The following is a 17472-nucleotide window of genomic DNA, read 5'->3' as shown; positions in this document are numbered from 1 at the left end:
GTATCAGAATGTTTGCCCATGGATCATCGCCAGATGCTCGACGATCGGTCCGATCGCCAGCGCCGGGAAGAAGGTCAGGCCGACGACGATCAGGATGACGCCGACCAGCAGGCCGACGAACAGGGGACCGTCTGTCGGGAACGTTCCGGCGGAAGCCGGAACCGTCTTCTTCGTCGCCAGCGAGCCGGCGATGGCAAGCGCTGGAATGATGACGAAGAAGCGACCCACCCACATGGTGATGCCAAGCGTCAGGTTATACCAGAGCGTGTTGCCGGTAAGACCACCAAAGGCCGAGCCGTTGTTCGCGGCCGCCGAAGTGTAGGCATAGAGAACTTCGGAGAAGCCGTGCGGACCGCCATTGGCCATCGAGGCCACGGCGCTTGGCAGCACGACCGCGATGGCCGTGAAGACCAGCATGACCAGAGGCAGGGCGAGGATGGCGAGCATTGCCATCTTGACCTCCTTGGCCTCGATCTTCTTGCCGAGATATTCGGGCGTGCGGCCGACCATCAGGCCGGCAACGAAGACGGCGACGATGATGAACATCACGATGCCGTAGAGGCCGGCGCCGACGCCGCCGACGATGACCTCGCCGAGCTGCATGTTGATCATCGGGATCAGGCCGCCGATGGCGGTGAAGCTGTCATGCATGGCGTTCACCGCGCCGCAGGACGCGGCCGTGGTGATGACGGCGAACAGGGCCGAGAGAGCGATGCCGAAGCGGGTCTCCTTGCCTTCCATGTTGCCGCCGTCGATGCCCAGTGCATGGACAAGCGGATTGCCGGCGGCTTCCGCCCAGTAGCAGACGGCGACGCCGGCGACGAACAGAACGCCCATCGAGGCCAGGATCGCCCAGCCCTGACGCTGGTTGCCGACCATGCGGCCGAAGACGTTGGTGAGTGCCGCACCCAGGGCAAAGATCGTCACCATCTGGATCAGGTTGGAGATCGCGTCGGGGTTTTCGAACGGATGCGCGGCGTTGGCGTTGAAGAAGCCGCCGCCATTGGTGCCGAGCATCTTGATGGCGATCTGCGAGGCGACCGGGCCGAGTGCTATCGTCTGCTTGGCGCCTTCAAGCGTGGTGGCGTCGACGTAAGGCCCGAGCGTCTGCGGCATGCCCAGCCAGACGTAGACAAGGGTGAGCACGATGCAGAGCGGCAACAGGATGTAGAGGGTGCAGCGGGTCATATCGACCCAGAAATTGCCGATCGATTTGACGGAATGCCGGGCGAAGCCGCGGATCAGCGCCACCGCTATGGCAATGCCGACCGCTGCCGACATGAAGTTCTGCACGGTGAGGCCGGCCATCTGCACGAGATAAGACATCGTGCTTTCGCCGCCGTAATTCTGCCAGTTGGTGTTGGTCACGAAGCTGACGGCGGTGTTGAAGGCGAGGTTCTGCTCAACCGCGGTCATCCCAGCCGGATTGTAGGGCAGGGCGCCTTGCAGGCGTTGCAGAAAGTAAAGCACCAGGAAGCTGGCAAGGCTGAAGAAGATGATGCCGGCAGCATAGGCGGTCCAGTGCTGCTCCTCGCGTTCGCTGGTTCCCGAGATTCGATAGAGGCCGCGTTCAACCGGGCCGAGCAGGGGCGACAGGAATGTGCGATCGCCGTTGAAGACGCGGTACATGTAGCCGCCGAGCGGCTTCACGAGCAAAACGACGATCCCGCAATAGACGAGGATCTGTATCCATCCGTTGAGTGTCATGGCTTTCCGTGCCTTGCGTCAGAAGCGTTCTGGGCGAACGAGGGCGTATGTCAGGTAGACGAGCAGGAACAAGGTCACGCCGCCACCGAGGATGTAATCGACAAGCATGGTGCGATCCTTCCGCTTAAAGATTGTCGCAGGCTTTGATGTAGGCAAGGGAAAGGGCGAAAAACAAAACCTCGATCCCGATGACGACAATGTCCATTGTGTTGTTCCTTGCTCCTGTTTGTACTTGGCGCCGAAGGCTGGCGAGCCAGAAATTCCACGAAAACAGCCCGCCGTACCCTAGAGGATCACGGCGTCCTGAGTGTTTTGCTTGCGATGGAATATGGACCCGATCGCCATAAAGGTTCGAGACGGGGCGGGGAGGAAAGAAATAGGAATCTTATAAAGGTTTTGGTGCCCTGATTTCGGGGCTGGTGTCGAAAATCGCCACGCGCCGCTTCGCTGCCCGAATGGGATTGTCGTCCTGTCGGTCGACCATGAACGTGATCAGAGCTGCAGCGTGACAGGTCGGCTCCAATTATCCTACCTTGCGACGACGCGGCGACCGAGCATCCTGTCGGCGCATCGGGAACTGACGAAGGAAGACAGATGCTCGACATCGCACCATCGCAACAGGCTGCCACCTGGCTCGGCTCCTTTGGCCGGGCACTCGAAGCGGGCGATGTCGACGCTGCGACCAACCTTTTCGCCGAAGATTGCTACTGGCGGGATCTTTTGACCTTCACCTGGAACATCAAGACCATGGAAGGCCAGGCGGCGATCCGCGAGATGCTGGAGGCGACGCTGGCGACCGCGAAGCCGTCTCACTGGCGCCTGTCCGGTGAGGCGAGCGCGGACGAGGGCATTGTCGAGGCCTGGTTCACGTTCGAAACGGTCGTGGCGCGAGGCGAGGGCATTCTACGCCTCCAGGACGGCCGCTGCCGGACGCTGTTCACCGCGATGAGCGAATTGAAGGGCTTCGAGGAGCAGAAGGGTCCGGCGCGGCCGCTCGGCATCCGCCACAAGGCTGATCCCGGTCGCGAGACCTGGGCGGAAGCGCGGGCGCGCGAGGCGCGCGACCTCGGCGTGCGCGAGCAGCCCTATTGCCTGGTCATCGGCGGCGGCCAGGGCGGCATCATGCTGGGCGCGCGGCTGAGGCAGCTCGGCGTGCCCTCCCTCATCATCGAGAGGAATGCGCGGCCCGGCGATTCCTGGCGCAACCGCTACCGATCGCTCGTGCTGCACGACCCGGTCTGGTACGACCATCTGCCCTACATACCCTTCCCCGAGAACTGGCCGGTGTTCACGCCCAAGGACAAGATGGGCGACTGGCTGGAGATGTACACGCGGGTCATGGAGCTCAACTACTGGGTTGCCACCAAATGCGTCAGCGCCAGCTATGACGAAGCCGGGAAGATCTGGACGGTCGTGGTCGATCGTGTCGGCCAGCGCATTACGTTGAAGCCGAAGCATATCGTCTTCGCCACCGGCGCCTATGGTCCGCCCCGGCAGATTGCGCTGCCGGGCGCCGAGACCTTCAAGGGCGAGCTCTTGCATTCCAGCCAGTATTCCAGCGGTGAGAAATTCCGCGGCAAGCAGGTCGCGGTCATCGGCGCGGCAAGTTCCGGGCATGATGTAAGCGTCGACCTCTGGGAGAGCGGCGCCGAGGTGACCATGGTCCAGCGCTCGCCGACGACTGTGGTCAAATCCGATACGCTGATGGAGGTCGGCTTCGAGATCTTTTCGGAGAAGGCGCTGACGCGCGGCATCTCCACCGACAAGGCCGACATGATCGTCGCCTCGACGCCGTTCGCACTGGTGCCGAAGGGCCAGCGGGCGCTCTACGACGTCATCAGGGCACGCGACGCGGCGTTCTACGACCGCTTGCGAGCCACGGGCTTCGCCATCGATTTCGGCGAGGACGAGACCGGGCTTCTGATGAAGGCCTATCGCACCGGCTCGGGCTTCTATATCGATGTCGGCGCCTGCGAGTTGATCATCAATGGCGAGGTCGGAGTGCGCAGCGGTGTCGGGATCAAGTCGCTGACGCCGAGCGGCATCCTGTTCGACGATGGCAGCGAACTTGCCGCCGACGCGATCATCTCCTGCACCGGCTACCAGTCGATGAACGAGACGGTTGCGGCTATCGTCTCGCGCGAGGTTGCCGACAAGGTCGGTCCGTGCTGGGGCCTGGGTTCCGGCGTGAAGGGCGATCCCGGACCGTGGCAAGGCGAATTGCGCAACATGTGGAAGCCCACCGCGCAGGAAGCACTGTGGTTCCACGGCGGCAATCTGGCGCTGTCGCGGTTCTATTCGAAATATGTGGCGCTGCAGATCAAGGCGCGGATGGAAGGGATTGCAACGCCGGTTTATGGGGCGCCGAGTAACTTCGGCCCCTGACGCGCCTGGCTCCGAGCGTTACTCGCGGCTGTGGCCGAAATGCCTGGCCGCGAGGTCGACATGGGTGTGGTGGCTATGCACCTCGAAACGCTCGGTCTCGCTGACATCGCCGGCTGCCTCGTTCGGCCACCATTTGCCGCCGATGACGATGCCATCCGAGACCAGCCGCTGCTCGGCGACCAGCGAGGCGCCGACGGCGTCGACGAAGGTGAAGCGGCCTGAAACCAGCCGCAGCACCGCGACGTCGCCGATGCCGCCGACTTTCAGCGTGCCGAGATCAGGCCTGGCGATCGCTTCGGCCGGCCGCTGTGTGGCGGCGCGCAGCACCTCGACCAGCGGCATGCCCAGCGTCAGAAGTTTCGACATGCAGACCAGAATGTCGAAGGCGGGACCGTCGACGCAGTAGAGATGTACGTCGCTGCTGATCACGTCGGGCGCCAGCCCGTCCCTCAGCATCGCCTTGGCAACCTCGAAGTCGAACGAGCCCATGCCGTGGCCGATGTCGAAGATGACGCCACGTTCGCGGGCGAGGCGCATGTCGGGGCGCACTGCACCGGAGGCGAAGACCGGCGCGTTGGGAAACGGCCGGAAGCAATGGGTGAGGATGTCGCCCTTGCGCAGGCGCGGCAGCACTTCGGAGCGGCCGGGCGGCGGCTCGTCGATATGCGCCATCAGGGGCATGCCTGATTTGTCGGCGGCCTCGAGCGCGAGATCGACCGGGGCGATGCCGCTGGTGCCGCCGGCATGGCGGCCGGAGCGGACCTTGACGCCGACGACCACGTCTGCGTGCTCGCGCACCGCGGCCACGACCTCGCGCGGCTCGCAGAGCCTGAGGTCGCTGCATTCGCCGACGGAAACCGTCTGCGAAAAGCCGAATATGCCGGCGAAGGAGATGTTGACGTAGGCGAGGATGCGGACTTTCGAGCGCTCGATGACGTGGCGGCGAAAGCCCAAGAAATTGCCGGCGCCGGCGCTGCCAGCGTCGACGAAGGTGGTGGTGCCGCTCTTGGCGGCAAGGCGGTCGGCGTCGACGCCGAGCGAGGTGCCGCCCCAGTAGACATGGCTGTGCAGGTCGATGAGGCCGGGGGTGACGATGCAATCCCTGGCATCGATGACTCGAGCGGCGTGTTCGGCATCGATGGCGGCATCGATCGCAGCGATCCTGCCATCGGCGATGGCAATATCGCGCGGCGCATCAAGGCCGGAGGCCGGATCGATGAGGCGGCCGCCTTTTATCAGGAGATCGAATTGCATCGGCCAGCCTCGTTCGCGTTGCAGTGCCCGGTCAGAGCGGCCGATAGGCGACGGCTTCGACCTCGATCTTGATGTCGATCATCAGCCGCGATTCGACCGTGGTGCGGGCCGGTGGATCCTTCGGAAAATGCCGGGCATAGACGGTGTTGAAGGCGCCGAAATCGCGCGCATCCTCGAGCCAGACCGTGGTCTTGACGACGTCGTCCATGGTGCAGCCAGCCAGCGCCAGTGCCGACCTGATGTTCGAAAGCACCTGCTCGGTCTGCTCGGTGATGCCGCCTGTGACCACTACGCCGTCGCTGCCGACCGGCACCTGGCCCGAGACATAGACGAAATCGCCGGCGCGCACGGCAGGCGAGAGCGGCACATGGGATGTTCCAAAACACTGCTTGGGCAAGAAAAGGCTCCTGTTCAGACAAGGCAGGACTGTTCGTGGTCCCACCGTTGCCGACCCTCTACGCCTATCGGCGCGATCCTCATAGAGGCCCGATTGGAAAGCAAGATTTTCGAAATCCCATGTTGCTTTGCTGCAGGCGGCCCAGCATCTTGCGCCGCCGCTGCCGATTGCGATCGCCTTGGTGAAACAGGTCGGTGCGTGCAGAGGCGTTTTCCCAGCCAGGAGAAGAAAAATGACTCTCGACAAGAACCCGTTTCCGGCCGGCGACGCCGATCGCCACGCGCTGTGGGAGATGCTGGTGCGACGCGACATCGACGCGTTTCTCGGACAGGACTGGTCGATGGTCGAGGACGATTTCGTCGCCGAGAGCTTCTTCGGCATGCATGCGCATTTCCTCAGCGATGCCGACGCCTGGCGGCTCCAGTTCCCGACGCTCATCGCCTATCGCGACGAGTGGCTGCGTCAGGCAAGGGAGACCGCGGCGACGAAGTTCGCCGAGCCGCTGCGCGAGGCGCTGTTTCGCGTTACCAACATGCGCGACATCGATGTCGACGGCGACCGCGCGGTGCTGCACAAGAAATTCAACGGCTCGGTCGCCAAGGCCGACGGCAGCGTCGACCGGCTGAAATGGCAGACCCTCTATTTCTGCACCAAAGTCAGCGGCCGCTGGAGGATAGCGGGCTTTGTCGGCTATATGCCGCATCCGTTAGGCAGCTAGACTCTTTGTTTGACGCAATTCCGCACGGAAAACCGTTTCACACTTTTCCTGGAGTTGCTCTGCAGGTCGCCGCCGATCAGCCCTACGATCCCTTGATGCTCTCCGCCAATTCGTGCAGCACCTTGCGATCGGTGCCGTGCCGTTTGATGAGTGTCCGGGCCTGCTCCGGCGTGATGCCCGCCTCCTCGGCGAAATGCCGGACCTCGTAGTCATCGTCGCGGGCCACTTGCGAGCGGTCGCGGTTGTCGGTCTTGGTCTTGTCATCGGCCATGACTGCGTCCCTCGTTTCAACCGAGAGCATAACGAGCAAGATTTCCAGGAGTTCCCAGGCGCGATCCGAGCCAGCTAGTGTCGGTCTTCGCCGACGAAGACATGCGCCTCCCTGGCGGCGGCGGTGAATGCCCGCCGCGCGGTGCCAACCGCCCGCCGCTGCTCCATTGCATCCATCATCGCTTTCAAGGCCGAGCGGTATTTCGGCCCGCGCTTTGCCTGCGGCCATTTGTCGACCAGCAGCGAGGCGGCCTGGACCGTGCCGGTTACCGTCAGGAGCTGTCCCGTTCGTCCGCTTTCGATCACGACAGGAACGTCGAATTGTTCATCACGCATTGACGCCACTCTTCGATTCCAACGAATCGAACGGCGCAACGAGCTATTCGTTCCAAATGCGGTTGGACTTTCGCTAGTGGCTTCGGTGATCGAACACCACCCCCATGGTCTTACCAATTGCCGCCATCACGATCAGTTCGACGAGATCGTCGTCGCTGTCTTCACAGGCCGGGCTGATCCGGCGGATCGCCTCGATTGCCGCCCTGGTCGAAATGGTGTCGCCGGCGCGGAATTTTGAAAGCGCAGAAGAAACAAGTTCTTGCGTTGTCATGTCGATGACAGGCACGTTCAGCACGACGTTCATTGGCCTCCTCCTGCCATGAACCCTCCCGAAAAGGATGATACGCCGAACGGTAATTTCCACCAGCGAAATGGTGGTCCGACCAGTTGGCAAGGCACGTTGTCATCGACGCCTGGTGCGACCCCTTCAAGGGGCTGGATGCGTCGCCATTGGCGCCGGTCAAGCCTGCGTGAGGCGGTGTCGAAGAGGCCAGGCAGGCCGGCTCCGGGGTCTGCTGCCCATCTAGGCTGATGGCGATCGCCCAGCTTGTGCGCAACACGGAGCGGCCGGCTCTGCGCGCTCGACGGGCTGCCATGCGGTTGATAAGCCCGTCTGCGAAGGAGAGCCTTGAGTCGACATGACTGTTGCGATCGAGATGGGACACACGATTGCGGGCGCGCCGGCGGCGCTCGACCTTGAGGAGCTGCTGGCGACCCGCCTGCTGGTGCAGGGCAATTCGGGGTCCGGCAAGTCGCATCTCTTGCGGCGGTTGCTGGAGCAGAGTGCGCCCTGGGTGCAGCAGACCATCATCGACCCGGAAGGCGATTTCGTGTCGCTGGGCGAGCGTTTCGGCCATCTGGTGATCGATGCCGAGGAGCATACCGAGCGCGGCCTGCAGGCTGCTGGCGAGCGGGCGCGCATCCATCGCGTCTCCACGGTGCTCAATCTCGAAGGGCTCGACGCCGAGAACCAGATGCGGCGCGCCGCCGCCTTCCTCGGCGGGCTGTTCGAGGTCGCCCGCGACCACTGGTATCCAATGCTGGTGGTGGTGGACGAGGCGCAGCTGTTCGCGCCGGCGGTGGCCGGCGAGGTTTCCGACGAGGCGCGCAAACTCTCGCTCGGCGCCATGACCAATTTGATGTGCCGAGGCCGCAAGCGCGGGCTTGCCGGCATCATCGCCACGCAGCGGCTGGCCAAGCTCGCCAAGAACGTCGCGGCCGAGGCTTCCAATTTCCTCATGGGCCGCACCTTCCTCGATATCGACATGGCGCGCGCCGCCGATCTTCTGGGCATGGAGCGGCGGCAGGCCGAGGCGTTTCGCGACCTGGAGCGCGGGCAGTTCATGGCGCTCGGCCCGGCACTGTCGCGCCGTCCGCTGGGCTTGCGCATCGGCCCGACCGATACAAGTCCGCGCAATGGCACCCCGCGGCTGATGGCGATGCCGGAAGCAGCCCTCGAGGACGCCCGCGCGATCATCCTGGCCGCCCCGCCGCCAGAGCCTGTGCGGCCGCAGCGCCGGGCGGCGTCGCCTGATCTGCTCGATCAATTGATGGCAGCGAAGTCGGCGGCGCTGGACATCCGTCCCGAACCGGTGGAGCCGCCGATCAGCGCCGAGGATTTGGCGCAGCGCCGCGAGCGCGTGGACCGTGTCCTGCGCGCCGTGCTGGCCGAGCCCGATGCGGGCTTTCGCGTCATCGGCGTGCTTTATCAGGAGTTCGTCGTCCGATGCCGCATCGAGGGCCTTGCCTCGGTCGTGCCCGACCTTCCGGCGTTCCGCCGCATGCTGACACGCGCCCGCGCCGGGCTCGGTTCGGATGTGGCGCAGGATGACGCCTGGCAGGACGTCTCGGTACGCGCCTCGCTGCTGCCCGAGGATATGCAGGGCGTCTTCATGATGATCGCGCGTGCGGCGAAGGAGGGCTGGCCTTGTCCCAGCGATGCCGCGATCGCCCGCGCCTATGGCTCGCACTCGCTGCGCCGCGCGCGGCGGCTGCTGACCTATATCGAGGAACAAGGCCTCATCGTCTGCCAGCTCGACGGCACCGGCCGGCGCACGGTGACGCTGGTCGAACTCGCCTGGGCGACGGCGCCGGGCGACCCCAATGCCGAGGAGGCGGAGCAGGGGAGCCTGGCGCTGTGATAGGTGACGTGCGCTAAACCAGAAGTGTTTCGCCGATTGGCGCGAGGCCTTTTATGCTAACGCCGCGGTGATTCGCAAAACGGCTTTGGCAGGAGAAGTCCGGTGCGGTTGAGATCTGTTCCGCTGGGTGTCGTCAGTATCCTCGGCCTCCTCGTCGCCGTCATCGCCTTGACGACGTCGGTCCGATCTTTCGCCGCACGATCCGATATCCCTGCCTGGCTGCAGGCCCATGTCGGCGACGGCGACGGGCAAATCGCGCAAGTGGTGCTGGAGAGGGCGCGCGCGCTCTACCTGAAGAAAGTGGGCCAGGGCGCCGTCAAGAACCCCTGTTACTTTGCCATGGACGCGACGCGCCCCGGCGATATGGGCAACGGCGTGCTGGGGCGCCGGTACTACGTCATCTGCGAGGCCGAGCAGTCGTTTCGTGCGATTTCGTCGGGTCACGGCAGCGGCCGCAATTTGAAAGGCGTCGTCGATTTCTCCAACGGACGACGCTGCGCGAAAAACTTCGGCAATGCGTTGGATTCGTCACTGACGACCGGCGGCGCCTATATGACCGGCGAGGCGAAAACCTCGTTCAAAGGCTATTACCGCACCGGCGCGAAACAGGACGCGGCGTTCCTGCGCACCTTCATACAGTTCGACGGCGAAGGCGAAGCCGCCAACGCCAGGCAGCGGGTGATCGGCGGGCATGCGGCGCAGGTGCTGAAGGGAATGTGCCTTCGCAAAAGCCCGAAAAGCTCCTACGCCGACCATGACGGCTACGTGCCGTTCGGCAAGCTGGTGGATTATGCCGGCGGGCGCAGCAATGGCTGCACCAGCTGGTCGTCGGCGGATGCCCGGCAGATGATCGCGATGGTGAAGAACAACCCGACGACGCTCTACATCTATCCGGAATCGCGCGACATCGCCGCCGTCGCGAAAACAGGCGCCTATTGGAATGCATCCTGCCTCAAGGAAATCGGCGCGCCGAAATTCTGGCCGCGGAAAACCCTCGAGCCGATCATCGCCCAATACAGCAAGGATCATCCGGCACCGCCGCCACAGCCGCTGCCGATCTGCAAGGGGTCGTGATTTTTTGCCGCTCGCCTGCCGGCATGGCCGACAGGCGGACGCCGCTGTCCTCCTGGTTCGAAATTGCAGTTGATGACGTCGTGTTCCAACGCGCAGTAAACTTGCGCGTGCTATGGAGACGGCGGCGCTGGAGCGGAATCGCCGACCCGCTCTAAGTATTTGTTTTGAAGCAATTCCGGACGGAAAACCGCTACGCACTTTTCCTGGAATTGCTCCAAGCGGAGCAGGAAGAAAATGACCCTGACCAATCGAGACATTGTCGAGCTGACGGCATGGCGCCGCAAGCTGCACCAGCATCCGGAAATCTCGAACGAGGAAGAGAAGACCGCGAGCGAGGTTGTCGACTTCCTCGCCGACACGGGGCCGGACCTGATGTTGACCGGATTGGGTGGCCACGGTGTGGCGGCGGTCTATGAAAGCGGCAAAGCCGGACCGACGGTCCTGTTCCGGTCGGAACTCGATGCGTTGCCGATCTACGAGCTTTCAGGCGTTTCTCATGCATCGCTGGTGCCGGGAAAGTCGCATATGTGCGGCCATGACGGGCACACCGCGATCCTCGCCGCACTTGGCCGCCAGTTCGGGCGCGAAAGACCTGCCCGCGGCCGCGTCGTGCTGATGTTCCAGCCGGCGGAGGAAACCGGCAATGGCGCGGCTGGCGTCGTCGCCGATCCGCGCTTTTCCGAGATCGCGCCGGATTTCGCCTTCTCGCTGCACAATCTGCCCGGCGTGCCGTTCGGCGAGGTGCGTATCAAACCCGGCGTCGTGAACTGTGCTTCACGCGGCATGCGGATCGTGCTGGAAGGCAAGACCGCGCATTCGTCGATGCCCGAAACGGGCGTCTCGCCAATGCTGGCGGTCAGCCAACTGATGCCGGCGCTGCCCGCGCTCGGGCACGGAACCTTTGCCGACGACGACTTCAGCATGGTGACCGTCACCCATGCCACGATGGGTGAAGCCGTGTTCGGCATCGCGCCGGGACATGCGGAAGTGTGGGCGACGCTGCGCACAAGGCGCGACGAGCGCATGGCGGACCTGTGCGCCGCCGCGCAAGCGCTGGCCGCAAGGATCGCGGAAGAGCATCGCCTTTCCGCCCGCTACGACTATCACGAGATCTTCGTTGCCAGCGTCAACGCGCCGGATGCCGTGGACCATCTGCAGCGCGCGCTCGACGAAGAGGGCGTGCCACGCACGGAGGAAGCCCTGCCGATGCGCGCCTCGGAAGATTTCGGCATCTTTGGCCACAAGGCCAAGTCGGCAATGTTCTTCCTCGGTGCCGGCGAGCGCTATCCGGCGCTGCACAATCCCGACTATGACTTTCCAGACGATTTGATCCCGATCGGATCCAGAATCTTCATGCGCACGGCGCGCAACCTTCTGGGCTGATTGGCTCTCGGGCTGGCTGCCAATTACGAGATGCGGGCGTGACTCGCCTTAGGTTTGAGCACAGTGGCGATCACGATTCCCGCCACGATAAAGGCAGCGCCAATCAGATCGTAATCGTGCAAGCTCTCTCCGAGCAACAGATAGGCGAGTATGGCGACGAACATGGTTTGCAGATAGAGCAGCATGCTGGCCCTGCTCGCGCCAAGCGTTTCCACGCTTCGGTTGTAGAGGTAGTACATCAAGGCGCCGCCTGGGCCTGCCATATAGGCGAGCGCGAGCAAGCCATTGATGTTCATGGCGGAGCGTTCGTCGTTGAACAGTTCCCACAGGTGGAAAGGCAAGGCGACCAGCGCGCCGGCTCCGAGCAGGAGCACAACCAGGGGCAGGAGTTCGAGGCCGAATTTGGAACGGCGCAAAAGCACGGTGTACAGACCCCAGCAGAAGGCGCTTCCGACAATCCACAACTCGCCGGGATTGAACCGGAGTTGAAGGAGCGCCGTCAGGTTCCCGTGCGCGACGATGACCAGCATCCCGGCCAAAGCGATCAGCGCTCCAAGAGACTTCCAAAGCCCGAGCGGTTCGCCAAGAACAAAACGCGCAAGCACCATCGTCATCACAGGGGACAGCGCCATGATGATGCCGGCCGTGGTTGCGTCGGTGTCACTGAGGCCGTGGTAGATCATGCCCTGGCACAGCGTGAGGCCGATCGCTCCGACGGCGACGATTTCCACGGCCCGGGATCGTACAAGCCCTATCATCGCGTCGTGATGACGGTGCACGATCGGCAGCAGGATGGCGCAGGCTAGGGTCAGCCGCCAGAAGCAGAGGCCCCAGGGCGGCATTTCAGGCGCAACCCATTTGGCCGCGATATACACACCAGCCGAAAGAAGCCAGCATAGGACGGCGGCCGGATAACCGGTCATAGAGGACATGGGGCCAGCGGCAGCTTGCTCCGTGCGATGTGCTATCGGCATTGCCTGCATGTCATGCCCCTCCCTTCAGTGAACGGTGCCCAAGGACGTGCCCGCAATATCCCCGTGTTTGGATACATCCGGTTCTGAAAATAGTGAGGCCGGAAGAAGAACCCGCTGATGCCGGCTCAGCGTTCCCCTACCGCTCCTCCACAATCCGCAAATACGCCGCCGTCACAAACAGCACGATCAGCCCAAACAAAATCCGCCTTGCCCCCTCCGGCATCTGCAGGATGGTCAGCAGCGTCGTCAGCACCGTCAGGATCAGCGCGCCGATGATGGTGCCGGTGTAGCCGCCGCGGCCGCCGAAGATCGAGGTGCCGCCGATCACGGCCGCCGCCACCGAAGGCAGCACCAGGGGTTCGGCCAGCGACAGCGACGGCGCCTTGATCAGGCCGATATAGAGCAGGCCGGTGATGCCGGCGAGCAGGCTGGAGATGACGTAGAGCGCGGTGATCACCTGCCAGTAGCGGACGCCCGACAAGCGCGCCGCGCGTTCATTGTCGCCGACGGCGTAGAGCAGGCGGCCGAAGCCGGTGCGGCGCAGCGTGAAGACGATCAGCACCGCCAGCGGCACGAACAAAAGCAGCGCGTTGGGGAAGCCGTAGGTCAGGCCGGTGCCCAACCAGTTCAGGAAATCCGGGATCTTGGCGCCGGAAGCGATCACCGTGCGCTGGTAGACCTGCAGGCAGCCGGTGCCGATCAGGCTGGTGCCAAGCGTCATGATCAGCGGATGGACGCGGAAGACGCCGACGCCGATGCCGTTGATCAGGCCGATCAGCACCGCCGGCATCATTGCCAGCAGGAAGGCCACAACCGGGTCCTGGCTGACGATTTGGGTCGCCATGATGAAGGCGCTCATCGTCGCCACCGTGCCGACCGAGAGATCGATGCCGCCGGTCAGCATGGTCATGGTCTGGCAGCCGGCGAGGATCGCCAGCGGTATGGCGAATTTTATCGTGTTGGCGATCCAGCGCTCGTTGACGATGCCGGGCCGCAGGATCTGCAGGATCACCACCAGGAGGATCAACAGAATGATCAGCGGCACCAGCGGCCGGTCGGCCATGAAGCGTTTTACGCGGCGGCCGAAGGATACCGGCTGGGGCATGGTCGCGCTGCTGCTCATGGCATTGCTCCTGCCGGGCGGCCTCTTATGGTGATGAAGGCGCCGAACATCACCACGGCCACCATGATGGCGCCTTCGATGATGGCGGTGACGTTCGGGTCGATGGCGAGCAGGGTGAGATCGGTGCGCACCAGCCGCAGCACGAAGACGGCAACGATCGGGCCGAGCAGGCCGCCCTTGCCGCCGCCGAGGGCGACGCCGCCCAGCACCACCGCGGCGACGCTGGCCAGCAGATAGGGGCCTGGGATGGGGGCGCCGATGCCGGTGCTCATCGTCAGCGCCAACCCGCCCATGGCAGCGAACAGGCCGGACAGTGCATAGGCGATGATGCGGGTGCGCGCGACCGGCACGCCGCTGCGGAACGCCGCCAGCTCGCTCGAGCCGATGGCGTAGATGGAGAGGCCGAGCTTCGAGCGCCTGAGCGGTATCCAGATGATGCAGAGACAGACGACCAGCAGCACCAGCGCCTTCGGCACCCAGGCATCGATGCTGTCGGGCAGGCCGGGGATCGGCAGCGTGCCGACGATACTGGCCTTCAGCCATTCGGCGGCTGCACCACCCGGCGCACCGAGCACCAGCAGTGCCGCGCCCTGCAGGACGAACAGCGTCGCCAAGGTGACGACGATGTCGGGCACGCGGGTGACGACGATCAGGATGCCGTTGAGTGCGCCGAGCACGAGCCCCATGGCGAGCACGAAGGGGACCACGAACAGTGCGTATTCCTCGCTGGCGCCGTTCATCATCGAGGCGGCGGTGACGCTGGTCAGCGCCATCATGGCGGCGACCGAGAGGTCGATGCCGCCGGCGATGACGACGACGGTCTGGGCCGCCACAGCGAAGGCGTAGGGCAGCACGGCTCGCACCAGCGAGCCGAAATCGCCGCTGCCATAGCCCGGCTGGATCAGCTTGGTGAGCACGAACAGAGCCAAGAAGAGGGCGAACAGACCGGCGACCCAGCCCTGGTTGCGGAAGAAGCGGGTCAAGGAGCCGCCTCCGGGGTCTGTGACGGATGCGACGTCGGGTCGGCCAGGATGCCGACATCGGCGGTGACGCCGCGCGGCAGGCCATAGGCGGCGCGCATCAGCGCCGGCTCGTCGGCCTCCTCGACCGGGAAGATGTCGACGACCTGGCCGCCGAAGATGACGATGACGCGGTCGCAGACACGCTGCACCTCTTCCAGCTCCGAGGTGTAGAACAGCACCGACTTGTCCAGGCCGGCGAGCTCGCGCAGCAATTTGTAGATCTCCTGCTTGGTGCCGACATCGATGCCGCGCGTCGGGTCGAAGCACAGGATGGTGCGGGCGTTGGCGGCGATCCAGCGGGCGATCGTTACCTTCTGCTGGTTGCCACCCGAGAGGCGCTGCACCTCGCCTTGCGCGCGGGTGTCGATCTGCAGACGGGCGATGGCGCTGGCGACCACCGTACGCTCCTTGTGTACCCGGATCGGTCCCCACTTGCGCAGTGCCGCGCTGAAGGGCAGCGCAATATTCTCGTGCACCGAGCGCTGCATGGCGAGCGCCTCGGTGCGGTCGCCCGGTACATAGGCGATCCCAGCGCGAATGGCGTCGCTCGGGTGGGTAAATTTTACGCCCTGGCCGTCCACTTCGATCGTGCCGCCCGAGGGGCGGATCGAGCCGGCCAGCGCGGCAAAGAGTTCGTCCTGGCCCTGGCCCTCGAGCGCGACGACGCCGACGACTTCGCCATTGGCGAGGTCGAAGGAGACGTCGTTGAGCTTAGTGCCGACGCGCAGATTGCGCACGCTCAGCCGCGGACGGCTTGCCGCGGTCGACGCGGCCTGACCGGTGGGGCGCGCGGCCATTTTGGTCTTGACGATCCTGGCGCCGAGCATCAGCTCGACGATCTTCTCCTCGACGCCCGGTACGATGTCGACGACCCCGACCGTCTCGCCGTCGCGCAGCACAGTGGCGCGGTCGCACAGCGCCGAGATCTCGACGAAACGGTGCGAAATGAAGATCACCGAGCGGCCGCTGTCGCCTTGCCGGCGCACCACCTCGAGCACCTTCTCGGCGAGGTTGGCGGGCAGCGCCGCCGTCATCTCGTCGAGCAGCAGCACATCGGGCTCGACGGCCAGCGCGCGCGCCAGGTCGAGCACACGCAAAACGGCGAGCGGGATGTCGCGTGCGGTGTCGCGCAGGTCGAGGTCGGGAATGCCGAGCTCGCGCACCCAGGCGCGGAACGGCTCGACCGGAGTGCCGGTCAGGCGCAGATTGGAAAGAACGTCGAGATCGGGGATCAGCGACGGCTCCTGGTAGACAGGAAGCAGGCCGGCGCGGCGCGCGGCGGCGGGCGAGCGTATGTCGCGCGTCTCGCCGCGGATCAGGACGCGGCCGGCGTCCGCGTGGATAGCGCCGGTCAGGATCTTCACCAGCGTCGACTTGCCGGCGCCGTTGGCGCCCATCAGCGCATGGACCTCGCCCGGCAGCACCGACAGCGAAGCGTTGCGAAGTGCTGCAACCGCACCGTAATTCTTGGCGACGCCGGTGGCGTCAAGGAGCGGGCTGGTGGTCAAATCGCTGTCCGCATCAGAAATTCTCTTGCCGTAGAGCGCTAATCCATCAAACCTCGCATAGCGAGGACGGCAGCCTGCCATCCTCGCTATGCAATTCGCATCAGCGCCTACTCGCCCGGACCCTTGCAGGCCACGATCTGCTCTTTCGTGTACGTGGTCCAGTCCGGGATCGAGATCGAGACCGGCCATTCCGGGCTGAGCGAGGGATCGGCGGCGGCCTTGAGCTTGGCCTTGCCTTCCTCGGTGGCGTTCTCCCAGAGTTGCGGCTCGACCAGCACGGTCTGCTGTGCCGGCTTCTTGCCGTTGAGGATCTGCAGGGCCAGCGTGACACCGGCGCCGCCGATCGAGCCGGGGTTGGTGACCGCGGCACCAACGAGGCCCTTGACCGAGCTGAGCTGGCCAACGAATCCGGCATTGTCGGCGCCGACCACCGGCACCAGCGGTGCCTGCGATTCGACCAGTGCGTCGACGATGACGTTGTCGATGCCTGAGGTCCAGATGCCGTTGAAGGGTGCGCCCGTGGCAAGGAAGGAGAGGATCTGCTGCTTGCCCTGATCCTGCTGCCAGCCGGTGAAGACCTCCTGCGCGACCTTTACATCGGGGAATTCGGCAAGCGCCTTCTTGAAACCCTTGTCCCGGTCGCTGTCGGCCGAGGCACCTGCGGCACCGCGCATGTAAAACACCTCGCCCTTGCCGCCCATCTGCTGGAACAGCCATTTGGCGCCGAGATAGGCATATTGCTCCTGGTTGTTGGAGATAATGTAGGCGGACGGCTCGGTGACCGCCTGGTCGACGGCGACAACGACGATGCCGGCCTTGGTAGCCTCCTCCAGGCCAGCCTTGATGCCGGCCGGGTCGGCCGGGTTGACGACGATGGCGTTGACCTTGGCGCTGATCAGGTTGCGGATGTCTTCCAGCTGTCCGGCGGCGTCGGTGTTGCGGTGGGCGATGTTGAGCTTCGTCACCTCGCCGGAGGCGAGCGCCTGCGCCTTCATCGCGCAGATCATCTCCTCGCGCCAGCCATTGCCCTGCACGGTGTTGGAGATGCCGATCGTGTATTTGCCTTCGGCCGACGATACACCCACCGAGGCAAGGAAGGCCGCGCCGGCAAGTAGCGGGACCATGGTCAGGTATTTTTTCATTTCAGTACTCCTCCACATTGATCTTTGGTTCAGTCTTA

Annotated in this window: 17 protein-coding genes; 5 read left to right on the top strand and 12 right to left on the bottom strand. The window is 64.3% G+C overall.

What is annotated here, in order from left to right; genetic code table 11:
- Window positions 1-3: 3 nt before the first annotated feature.
- Window positions 4-1707: a potassium-transporting ATPase subunit KdpA gene (gene kdpA, locus A6B35_RS28680; RefSeq protein ID WP_006204440.1), complete on the bottom strand. Its 1704-nt coding sequence runs from the start codon at window positions 1705-1707 to the stop codon at window positions 4-6.
- 18 nt (window positions 1708-1725) lie between these two features.
- Window positions 1726-1815 carry a K(+)-transporting ATPase subunit F gene (locus tag A6B35_RS28675; protein ID WP_023669708.1) on the bottom strand — a complete coding sequence of 30 codons (90 nt, stop codon included), beginning with the start codon at window positions 1813-1815 and terminating at the stop codon, window positions 1726-1728.
- Between the two features lie 486 nt (window positions 1816-2301).
- Between A6B35_RS28675 and A6B35_RS28670 the strand changes: the two genes are divergently transcribed.
- Complete coding sequence (locus tag A6B35_RS28670; protein WP_006204441.1) at window positions 2302-4092, top strand: NAD(P)/FAD-dependent oxidoreductase; 1791 nt, start codon at window positions 2302-2304, stop codon at window positions 4090-4092.
- Between the two features lie 18 nt (window positions 4093-4110).
- Here the strand turns inward: A6B35_RS28670 and A6B35_RS28665 are convergent, their stop codons facing one another.
- Window positions 4111-5346 carry an amidohydrolase/deacetylase family metallohydrolase gene (locus A6B35_RS28665; protein ID WP_065518301.1) on the bottom strand — a complete coding sequence of 412 codons (1236 nt, stop codon included), beginning with the start codon at window positions 5344-5346 and terminating at the stop codon, window positions 4111-4113.
- Window positions 5347-5377: 31 nt separating this feature from the next.
- Window positions 5378-5743, bottom strand: a complete 366-nt coding sequence (locus A6B35_RS28660; protein WP_040583257.1) for a RidA family protein — start codon at window positions 5741-5743, stop codon at window positions 5378-5380.
- 232 nt (window positions 5744-5975) lie between these two features.
- On the opposite strand from A6B35_RS28660, the gene A6B35_RS28655 reads away from it, so the two are divergent.
- Window positions 5976-6461, top strand: a complete 486-nt coding sequence (locus A6B35_RS28655; protein ID WP_006203822.1) for a hypothetical protein — start codon at window positions 5976-5978, stop codon at window positions 6459-6461.
- An 82-nt stretch (window positions 6462-6543) separates the two neighbouring features.
- Here A6B35_RS28655 and A6B35_RS28650 read toward each other — a convergent pair whose 3' ends face one another.
- The 3 genes from A6B35_RS28650 to A6B35_RS28640 all read right to left on the bottom strand — a co-directional run bounded on the left by A6B35_RS28650 (window position 6544) and on the right by A6B35_RS28640 (window position 7371).
- The gene (locus A6B35_RS28650) at window positions 6544-6732 is read right to left on the bottom strand and encodes a DUF3606 domain-containing protein (protein WP_006203824.1); all 189 of its coding nucleotides are present in this window, start codon (window positions 6730-6732) and stop codon (window positions 6544-6546) included.
- Window positions 6733-6806: 74 nt separating this feature from the next.
- Window positions 6807-7067: a DUF982 domain-containing protein gene (locus tag A6B35_RS28645; protein ID WP_006203825.1), complete on the bottom strand. Its 261-nt coding sequence runs from the start codon at window positions 7065-7067 to the stop codon at window positions 6807-6809.
- A 73-nt stretch (window positions 7068-7140) separates the two neighbouring features.
- Window positions 7141-7371, bottom strand: coding sequence for a hypothetical protein (locus A6B35_RS28640; protein WP_006203826.1), 231 nt, complete (start codon window positions 7369-7371; stop codon window positions 7141-7143).
- A 334-nt stretch (window positions 7372-7705) separates the two neighbouring features.
- Here A6B35_RS28640 and A6B35_RS28635 point away from each other — a divergent pair, with 334 nt between their 5' ends.
- The 3 genes from A6B35_RS28635 (at window position 7706) to A6B35_RS28625 (ending at window position 11665) form a co-directional block, all read left to right on the top strand.
- Window positions 7706-9208, top strand: a complete 1503-nt coding sequence (locus A6B35_RS28635) for a helicase HerA domain-containing protein (protein ID WP_006203827.1) — start codon at window positions 7706-7708, stop codon at window positions 9206-9208.
- 102 nt (window positions 9209-9310) lie between these two features.
- Entirely contained in the window at window positions 9311-10282 is a 972-nt protein-coding gene (locus A6B35_RS28630; RefSeq protein WP_040583259.1) for a hypothetical protein, read from the top strand.
- Between the two features lie 234 nt (window positions 10283-10516).
- A complete protein-coding gene (locus A6B35_RS28625; protein ID WP_006203830.1) occupies window positions 10517-11665 on the top strand; it encodes an amidohydrolase in 1149 nt (382 codons plus the stop codon).
- Between the two features lie 23 nt (window positions 11666-11688).
- Here A6B35_RS28625 and A6B35_RS28620 read toward each other — a convergent pair whose 3' ends face one another.
- The 5 genes from A6B35_RS28620 to A6B35_RS28600 all read right to left on the bottom strand — a co-directional run bounded on the left by A6B35_RS28620 (window position 11689) and on the right by A6B35_RS28600 (window position 17434).
- Window positions 11689-12648, bottom strand: a complete 960-nt coding sequence (locus A6B35_RS28620) for a DMT family transporter (RefSeq protein ID WP_040583261.1) — start codon at window positions 12646-12648, stop codon at window positions 11689-11691.
- Window positions 12649-12775: 127 nt separating this feature from the next.
- Window positions 12776-13762, bottom strand: coding sequence for an ABC transporter permease (locus A6B35_RS28615; RefSeq protein ID WP_006203833.1), 987 nt, complete (start codon window positions 13760-13762; stop codon window positions 12776-12778).
- Window positions 13759-14745, bottom strand: coding sequence for an ABC transporter permease (locus A6B35_RS28610; RefSeq protein ID WP_006203834.1), 987 nt, complete (start codon window positions 14743-14745; stop codon window positions 13759-13761). Before A6B35_RS28610 ends, A6B35_RS28615 begins: the two co-directional genes overlap by 4 nt.
- Entirely contained in the window at window positions 14742-16292 is a 1551-nt protein-coding gene (locus A6B35_RS28605; protein ID WP_006203835.1) for a sugar ABC transporter ATP-binding protein, read from the bottom strand. Before A6B35_RS28605 ends, A6B35_RS28610 begins: the two co-directional genes overlap by 4 nt.
- A 107-nt stretch (window positions 16293-16399) precedes the next feature.
- Window positions 16400-17434, bottom strand: coding sequence for an ABC transporter substrate-binding protein (locus A6B35_RS28600; RefSeq protein ID WP_006203836.1), 1035 nt, complete (start codon window positions 17432-17434; stop codon window positions 16400-16402).
- Between the last annotated feature and the right edge of the window lie 38 nt (window positions 17435-17472).

Source organism: Mesorhizobium amorphae CCNWGS0123 (assembly GCF_001686985.1).
GTDB classification, from domain to species: Bacteria; Pseudomonadota; Alphaproteobacteria; order Rhizobiales; family Rhizobiaceae; genus Mesorhizobium; species Mesorhizobium amorphae.
Note: the sequence above shows the minus strand (reverse complement) of the source record. Positions and strands in the feature narration are given on the sequence as shown.

Excerpts from the sequence above, each read along its gene's own strand:
- kdpA (WP_006204440.1), bottom strand. The coding sequence starts at position 1,707 with ATGACACTCAACGGATGGATACAGATCCTCGTCTATTGCGGGATCGTC.
- A6B35_RS28675 (WP_023669708.1), bottom strand. The coding sequence starts at position 1,815 with ATGCTTGTCGATTACATCCTCGGTGGCGGCGTGACCTTGTTCCTGCTC.
- A6B35_RS28670 (WP_006204441.1), top strand. The coding sequence starts at position 2,302 with ATGCTCGACATCGCACCATCGCAACAGGCTGCCACCTGGCTCGGCTCC.
- A6B35_RS28665 (WP_065518301.1), bottom strand. The coding sequence starts at position 5,346 with ATGCAATTCGATCTCCTGATAAAAGGCGGCCGCCTCATCGATCCGGCC.
- A6B35_RS28655 (WP_006203822.1), top strand. The coding sequence starts at position 5,976 with ATGACTCTCGACAAGAACCCGTTTCCGGCCGGCGACGCCGATCGCCAC.
- A6B35_RS28650 (WP_006203824.1), bottom strand. The coding sequence starts at position 6,732 with ATGGCCGATGACAAGACCAAGACCGACAACCGCGACCGCTCGCAAGTG.
- A6B35_RS28645 (WP_006203825.1), bottom strand. The coding sequence starts at position 7,067 with ATGCGTGATGAACAATTCGACGTTCCTGTCGTGATCGAAAGCGGACGA.
- A6B35_RS28640 (WP_006203826.1), bottom strand. The coding sequence starts at position 7,371 with ATGAACGTCGTGCTGAACGTGCCTGTCATCGACATGACAACGCAAGAA.
- A6B35_RS28635 (WP_006203827.1), top strand. The coding sequence starts at position 7,706 with ATGACTGTTGCGATCGAGATGGGACACACGATTGCGGGCGCGCCGGCG.
- A6B35_RS28625 (WP_006203830.1), top strand. The coding sequence starts at position 10,517 with ATGACCCTGACCAATCGAGACATTGTCGAGCTGACGGCATGGCGCCGC.
- A6B35_RS28620 (WP_040583261.1), bottom strand. The coding sequence starts at position 12,648 with ATGCAGGCAATGCCGATAGCACATCGCACGGAGCAAGCTGCCGCTGGC.
- A6B35_RS28615 (WP_006203833.1), bottom strand. The coding sequence starts at position 13,762 with ATGAGCAGCAGCGCGACCATGCCCCAGCCGGTATCCTTCGGCCGCCGC.
- A6B35_RS28600 (WP_006203836.1), bottom strand. The coding sequence starts at position 17,434 with ATGAAAAAATACCTGACCATGGTCCCGCTACTTGCCGGCGCGGCCTTC.